Source organism: Paracoccus sp. (in: a-proteobacteria) (assembly GCF_046462195.1).
Classification (GTDB): Bacteria; Pseudomonadota; Alphaproteobacteria; order Rhodobacterales; family Rhodobacteraceae; genus Paracoccus.
This window is the reverse complement of record NZ_JBKGUN010000125.1, coordinates 25,356-33,586: the sequence shown is the minus strand read 5'-3', so window position 1 is coordinate 33,586 and position 8,231 is coordinate 25,356. Positions and strand designations below refer to the sequence as shown.

At 64.2% G+C, this 8,231-nt stretch carries 9 protein-coding genes; 2 read left to right on the top strand and 7 right to left on the bottom strand.

Annotated elements, in window-relative coordinates; translation table 11 throughout:
• Position 1 precedes the first annotated feature (1 nt).
• Together ACLHHB_RS08160 and ACLHHB_RS08155 are read left to right on the top strand one after the other, a co-directional pair.
• Positions 2-547, top strand: a complete 546-nt coding sequence (locus tag ACLHHB_RS08160) for a 3-oxoacid CoA-transferase subunit B (RefSeq protein WP_410217775.1) — start codon at positions 2-4, stop codon at positions 545-547.
• Positions 548-603: 56 nt separating this feature from the next.
• Positions 604-1,197 carry a hypothetical protein gene (locus ACLHHB_RS08155; protein ID WP_410217774.1) on the top strand — a complete coding sequence of 198 codons (594 nt, stop codon included), beginning with the start codon at positions 604-606 and terminating at the stop codon, positions 1,195-1,197.
• A gap of 32 nt (positions 1,198-1,229) precedes the next feature.
• Here ACLHHB_RS08155 and ACLHHB_RS08150 read toward each other — a convergent pair whose 3' ends face one another.
• The 7 genes from ACLHHB_RS08150 to tolB all read right to left on the bottom strand — a co-directional run bounded on the left by ACLHHB_RS08150 (position 1,230) and on the right by tolB (position 8,209).
• On the bottom strand, positions 1,230-1,529 hold the full coding sequence (locus ACLHHB_RS08150) for a chorismate mutase (RefSeq protein ID WP_410217773.1): 300 nt from the start codon (positions 1,527-1,529) through the stop codon (positions 1,230-1,232).
• A 51-nt stretch (positions 1,530-1,580) separates the two neighbouring features.
• Positions 1,581-2,003, bottom strand: a complete 423-nt coding sequence (locus ACLHHB_RS08145; RefSeq protein WP_410217772.1) for a MarR family winged helix-turn-helix transcriptional regulator — start codon at positions 2,001-2,003, stop codon at positions 1,581-1,583.
• Between the two features lie 238 nt (positions 2,004-2,241).
• Positions 2,242-4,134 (bottom strand): ATP-dependent zinc metalloprotease FtsH, encoded by a 1,893-nt coding sequence (ftsH, locus tag ACLHHB_RS08140; RefSeq protein ID WP_410217771.1) that lies wholly within the window; start codon positions 4,132-4,134, stop codon positions 2,242-2,244.
• Positions 4,135-4,191: 57 nt separating this feature from the next.
• The gene (gene tilS / locus ACLHHB_RS08135; RefSeq protein WP_410217770.1) at positions 4,192-5,439 is read right to left on the bottom strand and encodes a tRNA lysidine(34) synthetase TilS; all 1,248 of its coding nucleotides are present in this window, start codon (positions 5,437-5,439) and stop codon (positions 4,192-4,194) included.
• Complete coding sequence (locus ACLHHB_RS08130) at positions 5,423-6,331, bottom strand: tetratricopeptide repeat protein (RefSeq protein WP_410217769.1); 909 nt, start codon at positions 6,329-6,331, stop codon at positions 5,423-5,425. Before ACLHHB_RS08130 ends, tilS begins: the two co-directional genes overlap by 17 nt.
• Before the next feature lie 8 nt (positions 6,332-6,339).
• Positions 6,340-6,876, bottom strand: coding sequence for a peptidoglycan-associated lipoprotein Pal (gene pal, locus ACLHHB_RS08125; RefSeq protein WP_410217768.1), 537 nt, complete (start codon positions 6,874-6,876; stop codon positions 6,340-6,342).
• A gap of 10 nt (positions 6,877-6,886) precedes the next feature.
• Entirely contained in the window at positions 6,887-8,209 is a 1,323-nt protein-coding gene (tolB, locus tag ACLHHB_RS08120) for a Tol-Pal system beta propeller repeat protein TolB (RefSeq protein WP_410217767.1), read from the bottom strand.
• Positions 8,210-8,231: the final 22 nt, after the last annotated feature.

Here is an 8,231-nt window from a genome sequence, read left to right as displayed (position 1 = left end):
CATCCCGACGCTGGTGGCGAACTACGTGGGCGACAAGGACATCACCCTGCAGTCGGAAAACGGCATGCTGGGCATGGGCCCCTTCCCCTACGAGGGCGAGGAGGACCCCGACCTGATCAACGCCGGCAAGCAGACGATCACCGAGCTGTCGCGCACCGCCTACTTCGACAGCGCCACCAGCTTTGGCATGATCCGCGGCGGCAAGATCGCGGCCGCCATCCTGGGCGCGATGGAGGTGGCCGAGAACGGCGACCTGGCCAACTGGATGATCCCGGGCAAGCTGGTCAAGGGCATGGGCGGAGCGATGGACCTGGTCGCGGGCGTGGGCCGCGTGATCGTGGTCATGGACCACACCAACAAGGCCGGCGAGAGCAAGGTGCTGCGTGCCTGCACCCTGCCCCTGACGGGCCAGGGCGTCGTCGACCGCATCATCACCAATCTCGGTGTCCTCGACGTCGTCCCCGGCGGCCTCCGGATCGTGCAGCTGGCCGATGGCGTGACCGAGGACGAACTGCGAAACGCCACCGAGGCAACAATCGTCGCGTGAAGCAAAGGCTGGAAGAGGCCAGCCTCTTCCAGCCATCCATCAAGGTTCAACCTGCCATGACCGACCTGCCGGACATCCAGTTGGATGCGGACCAAATCGAATCGCTGTTCACGCGGCCGGATGGAAGCTTTCTTTGCGCCCGATGGGGACGGCCGGTGGCACCTGTGGTCTTCGGTCTGACTGACGAAAGCCTGGAGATCTTCCGGACAGCGATTCGTGCGGGTTACGCCCATGCAGGGCACCCTGTCGTTGATACCGACCCGGAGATGGGCGCCAATCTCTTGCTGTTTTTCGTAGGCAGATGGGAGGAACTTGCAGGCCTGCCGGATCTGGACCATCTGACCGGTCTTCCTGACCTGCCTTCACGGCTCGTTCGTCAGCAGGCGAACCAGTATCGGCTGTTCCGGTTTGACAATGGGGGCGGCATCCGTGCCTGCCTGTCCTTTGTGAACATGGGCGGCAGTCTGGCTGATGCGCACCCGGCTGCCTTGGCCGAGCATGTGACCATGCAGTCGACGCTGACATTTTCGAATGACATTGTCCCTTCAGCCGCGCTGGCCGGCGTGATCCGGGCGGCCTATGATCCGGTCCTCCCCGTGGTTGCGACTGATCGTACCCACGCGCTGCGCCTGGCGGCGCGCACAACTTGAACAGGCGATAGTCCGGGCAGACTGGTCTGTTGTCACCGCACCTTGTTCAGGTGGCGCTCTTCTTGTGCGATTGCAGCCTCGATCAGTTGTCGCCACAGGCCATCATAAAGATCCGGGTCCAGGCCGTAATCTTCTGCATGTCGGCGGACGTTCTGAACAACCTCTTCGACGCGCTGATCAATGCGCGCAGGCATGCCGTTTCGCGCCTTGATCTGGGCCGCACGCTCGATCAGAGCATGGCGACGCGCCAGAAGCGTCATCAGATCCCTGTCCAGGGTGTCGATCTGCACCCGCAGGGCGGGCATGTCGGGAATGTCGTCAATTCGGGTCATAATGTCAAACCCATGCACTGCAGGGCGAAAGATCGCAAGGGTGCAGAGGCATCAGCCCGCTTGCGTGCTGTTCAAGGACTGGCGCAGACGTAAAAGCTGCACCTGCAGGGCCTGCATCTCTTCCAGCGTGAAACCCGTCGTATCTGATGCGCAGGCCAAAACTTCGCCGGATTGTTTCTCAAGGGAACGGCCCTTGCTGGTCAAAGACACGATGACCCGCCGCTCGTCCTGAGAATCCCGTCGCCGCGTAACCATGCCAGCAGCCTCAAGGCGCTTGACCAACGGAGTCAGCGTACTGCTGTCCAGCCCAAGCGCGCTGCCGATCTGACCGATGCTCTGGTCATTGGCAGACCACAGGGTCAGTAGAACCAGAAACTGGGGGTAGGTCAGCCCCAGAGGCTCCAACAGCGGTTTGTAGACACGTCCGAAGGCAAGGTTCGTCGCATAAACGTCGAAACACAGCAGGGCGCTCAATGGAGATGCGACATTTTTTCCCATGCACAAATACTTAGACAGGAGCGATCAAGGAGGCAACACTTGCCGAACGACTTCGTTCACTTTTTGATTAAAACTGAACCTGTTGGGGACTCGGCAGCCCCGAAATCGTTATTTTGTCTGCCATTTTCCATCTGGCTTGGCTCTGGCCGCCAAAACTCCGAAAAACAACAGCCACGAAATGAAGACCCCGGCGCAGAGGCCGGGGTCTGGAATGTCATGCAGGGGCCGGGTCTCCGCCAGCCGCGGGCTTGCCCGCCTTTGGAATCGCCGTCACTGCAGGAATGACGCTGGCTGGCGTGTCATCATCCCCTCCCTCCAAGGATTCGCCGCGAATGATCTTGCCGATCTCGGCGCCGGTCAGGGTTTCGTATTCCAGCAAACCCTTGGCGAGGCGTTCGAACTCTTCCGACTTTTCCGTCAGGATGCGGTACGCCTCCTGATAGCCGGCCTCGATCAATTCACGAACTTCCTGCTCGATCAATTCCTTGGTCGCAGCCGAAACCGAGAAACCGCCTGTGCTGCCCGAATAACCTTCATGCGCTTCGGCGTAATCGACAGCGCCCACCTTGTCGGACATGCCCCATCTCATGACCATGGCACGCGCCAACTGGCTGGCCTGCATGATGTCTCCGGCCGGACCGTTGGAAACGCCCTCTTCGCCATACTTGATGATTTCAGCCGCCTTGCCGGCCATCGTCATCGTGATCTTCTGCTTGGCCTCATCCTTGTGGAAATTGAGGCGGTCCATTTCGGGCAGGCTGACGACCATGCCCAGCGCGCCGCCGCGCGGAATGATCGTGGCCTTGTAGACAGGATCACATTTCGGCAGCGACAGACCGACAACCGCATGACCAGCCTCGTGATAGGCGGTCTTTTCCTTCTGCTCGGGCGTCAGCACCAAGCTGCGGCGCTCGACGCCCAGCATGACCTTGTCCTTGGCGCTTTCAAAGTCGTCCATGCTGACGAAACGGCGACCGATACGGGCGGCCATCAGCGCTGCCTCGTTCACCAGGTTCATCAGGTCGGCGCCCGAAAATCCGGGCGTACCGCGAGCAATGAGGCGCAGATCGACATCCGGACCGACCGGCACCTTGCGGGCGTGAACCGACAGGATCTTCTCACGGCCCTTGATGTCGGGGTTCGGCACATGGATCTGGCGGTCGAACCGGCCCGGACGCAGCAGCGCCGGATCCAGCACATCCTTGCGGTTGGTCTCAGCGACGATGATGATGCCTTCGTTGGCCTCGAACCCGTCCATCTCGACCAGCAGCTGGTTCAGGGTCTGCTCGCGTTCGTCATTGCCGCCGCCGATGCCCACGCCGCGGGCACGACCCACCGCGTCGATCTCGTCGATAAAAAGGATGCAAGGCGCTGATTTCTTTGCCTGCTCGAACATGTCACGGACGCGGGATGCACCCACACCCACGAACATTTCAACAAAGTCCGAACCCGAGATCGTGAAGAAGGGCACGCCCGCCTCGCCCGCGATGGCGCGCGCCAACAGGGTCTTGCCGGTACCGGGAGGGCCGACCAGCAGTGCACCTTTCGGGATCTTGCCGCCAAGGCGGCTGAACTTCTGCGGGTTGCGCAGGAACTCGACGATCTCTTCCAGCTCTTCCTTGGCCTCGTCGATGCCTGCGACATCATCAAAGGTCACGCGGCCCTGCTTTTCGGTCAACAGCTTGGCGCGCGACTTGCCAAAGCCCATCGCGCCACCCTTGCCGCCACCCTGCATCCTGTTCATGAAGAAGATCCAGACCCCGATCAGCAGGATGAACGGCAGCCAGACGCCCAGAAGCGACATGAACCCCGAGCTTTGCTGCTTGATCACGCGGACATCCACGCCCTGCTGGATCAGCCGGTCCGAGATGTCCTCGCCCACCGGGCGGACAGTGGCGTACTGCTGGCCGTCGGTGCCCGTGATCACGACGTCTTCGCCGTCGATCGTCACGGCACTGACCTGGTCGTTCTGCACGCGCTGAATGAAGTCCGAGTAGCTGATCTGGCGGCTGTTCATGGCGCCGGACCCGTCACTGAACAGGTTGAACAGGGCCAGAACCATCAGGAACAGAACCACCCAGAAGGCGAAGTTGCGTGCGTTGCCCAAATCGGGTCCTCCGGCGGAATGCGGTTTGCGTTGAAAATAGGGATTATTGGCAAAGGTTCAATGCGCCTTCACAAGGCTGCGGAAATGTGACGCGCCCCGCAGCGAAGTGACGCCGAAACCGGGCTGCGGCCGCAACAATGGTGCGGCAATCACCCGGCCATCCTGCCAAAGGGCAGGACTGGCCGCCGCCTCGTCGCGAAGAAGCCCCGAATCACGCCACCCGAACAGCGGCAAGGCGTCGAACCCCAGCGCGGCGACATGCTGACCGGGGTGCAGTTCCCCGACACGCCAGCGCATGTCCCATGCGCGTTCGGCCGCGGCGGGTGCCCGCAGGGCGGCAGCCGCTTCCCGCGTGATCCTCAGCCGCCCGCCCACGGGCGAGATCATCGCCCCGTCCAGGGTCACCCGCGCGCCCGCCATCACTGCGTCGTGGGCATGCATCATGGCGGCGCGGCGCGGCGGATAGTCGGCGCCCGTGATCCAGCGGCAGGCAGCCACCAGGATACGGCGGCGAATTTCGGACGGAGCGTCGCGCAGAACAGCACGCGGCAGGACAAGGCTGCCCCGGTCGACCTGAGCGTCGGACATCAGCAGGGCTGCATAATCTGTCAGCGCATCGCGCGCCTCGGCAATGTGGCGCGCCGACCGGGCCAGGGCGGCGGCGTCGAGCTCTAACGCAGCAATGGCTTGGCGCGCCCGAGCGCGGTCGTAATTGGCATTGTCATTGGTCGGATCGTCGATCCAGCCGATGTGGCGCAGGCGCAGCCAGTCCCGCAACGCCTGACGCCCCGTTCCCAACATCGGCCGCAGCCAGCGCATGTCGTGGGCGTCACGCCATTCGGCCATGGCCGAAAGACCATCGACCCCTGACCCCCGCGCCAGCCGCATCACCAGCGTTTCGGCCAGATCATCCTCCGTGTGTCCCAATGCGACGGCAGAAAGGTTGTTGCGCAAGGCCCATCCGGCCAGCAGGCGCAGACGCGCATCCCGGGCCTTGGCCATCAGGTTGCCCTTTTCCGTATCACGCCGCCACAACAGGACGGCATGAGGCAGGCCCAGTGCCCGGGCCGCACGCGCCACACCCTGCGCCTCGGTTGCACTGTCGGGACGCAAACCGTGATCGACCGTGGCCACCATCAACCGACGGCCCTGCGCCCATTCGGCGGCGATATGCATCAGCGCAACCGAATCGCCCCCTCCCGATACCGCCAGCCCAAGCGCGGGCATGTCGCCCGCCAGCCGGTCGAGCTTGGCGCGAACCGCTGCTGCGGCATCGAAGGGAGGCGGTTCAAGGATGCTCGGCAAGATCCGCAGCCGCCTCGGGATCAAGGGACGGGTCCAGCAGCGGGTCCAAGGCGCCCAGATCGTTGACACCGCAGCCCAGCCTGGTCACGCGGGCCTCGGCCTCGGTGGCTTGGGGGCTGCCCGGAAAGCGGGCTGGGATTTCAGCAAGGTAGAGACAGGCAGCGGTCGCATCTCCCTGCCCTTCGATCACGCGCGCAATGCCCAGCAAGCTCTCCCCGGCATGCGGGCCATCGGGATTTGCGGCAAAGCCTTCCAGCCAGGCCGCGGCGGCCTCGCGGGGTTGACCGGCCAGATCCAGCGCCTGCCCGCGCAGGAACAGAGCTTCGGCCGTCAGGGGACCCCCCGCATGCGTTTCGGCGACATTGGCGAACATCTGCGCTGCGCGGGCATAGTCGCCGCTGTCCAGCACGGCACGCGCCGCGTCAAAATCGGTTTGTTCGGCAGCAGTCGCGGCGGCCGAGTCCGGCTCGGACGGCGCCGGGGCCGAAGGCGCCAGTTCCGGCGACACCCCCACGGGCGTCGAAGGAACGGTCAGGGCCGACAGATCGCAACCGGGGTCCATTTCGCACAGGCGGAACTCGACATCCGACAAGCGCCGATCACTGTCACCGGTGATCCGGTTGACCCGGTTCTGCAGTTGTTCGGCCAGATTGGTCAGGCCCATCAACTGCGCCTCCATCGCGTTCATCCGATCGATGGCCGAGGCTCCGCCAGCCTCCTGAAAGCCTGCCGACCCTGACGCCATCAGTTCGCCACGCAATTCATGCAACTGCTGCCTCAGCAAGGCCACCTCAGTTCGCAGGTCGGCCAGCGTGGCCGCATCAGGCGCGTCCTGCGCCAGCGCCGCACCTGGAAGTGCCAGCATCAGCGACAGGAAGACAGGAAGAACCATCCGGCGCATCATGCCCCCGGGCCGCTTTCGCTGACCACGGTGACCACCCGGCGGTTCTGGGCATAGCATGCCTCGTCCGAACAGGTTTCGGCCGGGCGCTCCTTGCCAAAGGACAGGGTGCGGATGCGACCGGGAGCCACGCCCTGGGCCACAAGATATTCCTGAACGGCACTGGCGCGACGCGCGCCCAGAGCCAAGTTGTATTCCCGTGTGCCGGTCTCCTCGGCATGCCCCTGAACCACGGCCGCGAAATTGCCATGGCGGGTCAGCCATGCCGCCTGCCGCGCCAGAATATCCCGCGCCTCCGGGGTCAGCGTGGTCTGGTTGGCGGGAAACAGGACGGTATCACCGACGCTGCCCTGGAAATACTGCGCCGTCGCCTCGGCCCCTAGAACGCCGCCGGCCAGATCGCCCTGGAAGACGGCACCGCCACCCACGCTGGCATAAGGGTCCTGGACCGGAGGGGCCACGGGCGGCGCAGGTTGGGCGCAGGCCGCCAGCGCCAGCAGGCAGGCAAGAAGGGCAGGCTTCGTCGCGGCGTTCATCATGTCATCCTCATGGCATCAAGGGTCCCCAGGACGGATCCGAGGCGGCAAAGTCGAGATTCATCGGTCGCATGTTCCGCCCGGTGATGTCCACCGAATGCAGGCGCGGCTGGCCGGTTCCGCCCGGCGTGACGCGGGTAAACATCACCACGCGGCCGTTGGGCGCCCAGGTGGGACCCTCGTCGAGGAAGGACTCGGTCAGCATCTTCTCGCCCGAGCCATCCGTGCGCATGACACCGATGTGAAACCGGTTCTCCACCTGCTTGGTGAAGGCGATCATATCGCCCTTGGGCGACCAGGCCGGCGCGCCATAGCGGCCATCGGCAAAGCTGATGCGGGTCGGCTCTCCGCCGTTCAGGCCCATGATGTAGAGCTGCGGGCTGCCCGACCGGTCGCTTTCAAAGACGATGCGCTGGCCGTCGGGGCTGAAGCTGGGCGATGTGTCGATCGAAGGTGAATTCGTCAGCGACCGCTGCGCGCCCGTTGCGGCATCCATCAGCCAGATGTCGGTGTTGCCACCCTGTTCGCGGGAATAGGCGATCCAGCGCCCGTCGGGGCTGAAGGCCGGGGCAAAGGCCATGGTGGCCGCGTCCTGCGTCAACGGCCGCGAGGAAACGCTGGCCACGTCCATCACCCTGACTTGCGGAAAGCCGCTGTCATAGCTGGTGTAGAGCAGCCGCCGCCCGTCGGCCGAAAACTTGGGCGCCAGCACCAGGGACGAACTGTCCGTCATCCACAGTATATTCGCCCCGTCGTAATCCATGACGCCGATGCGCTTGATGCGCGCGTTCTTGGGTCCTGTTTCCTGAACAAAGGCGACGCGGCTGTCGAAATAGGATTTTTCACCTGTCAGACGGGCATAGATCTGGTCCGCGATCTTGTGGGCGGCGCGGCGCCAGTCGCTGGCACGCGCATCGAACTGCATTCCGTCGCCCTGCGGCTGCCCCGAGACGACATCGAACAGGCGAAAACGCACGCTGATGTTGTCGCCCGACCGGACAACCTCGGCCGCGACCAGCCCCTGCGCGTTCACGGCGCGCCAGTCGTCATAGCTGACGGCTTCGGTAAAGTTGGCAGGCCGCGCCAGATGCGCATCCATGGGGATCTCGCGGAACAGACCGGTACCTGTCAGGTCATCGGCGACGACCTGACGGACGCGCGCCGCGATGTCCGCGTCGCCATGAAAGGCGGGGATCGCGATCGCCATCGGCTCGATCACCCCGTCGGTGATCTCGATCCGCAGCGGCGTGTCCTGTGCCAGGGCAGGACCGCCGGGCAGCAGGACCGCGGCGGCAATGGCAAGGGCGGGGGCTAGGATCAGTTTGCGGAACATGGGCGGTCATTACCTCGGGTCG

Coding starts and splice junctions, on each gene's coding strand:
- pal (WP_410217768.1), bottom strand. CDS start 6,876: ATGAACGCCGCGACGAAGCCTGCCCTTCTTGCCTGCCTGCTGGCGCTG.
- ACLHHB_RS08150 (WP_410217773.1), bottom strand. CDS start 1,529: ATGACCCGAATTGACGACATTCCCGACATGCCCGCCCTGCGGGTGCAG.
- ACLHHB_RS08130 (WP_410217769.1), bottom strand. CDS start 6,331: ATGGTTCTTCCTGTCTTCCTGTCGCTGATGCTGGCACTTCCAGGTGCG.
- ACLHHB_RS08155 (WP_410217774.1), top strand. CDS start 604: ATGACCGACCTGCCGGACATCCAGTTGGATGCGGACCAAATCGAATCG.
- tolB (WP_410217767.1), bottom strand. CDS start 8,209: ATGTTCCGCAAACTGATCCTAGCCCCCGCCCTTGCCATTGCCGCCGCG.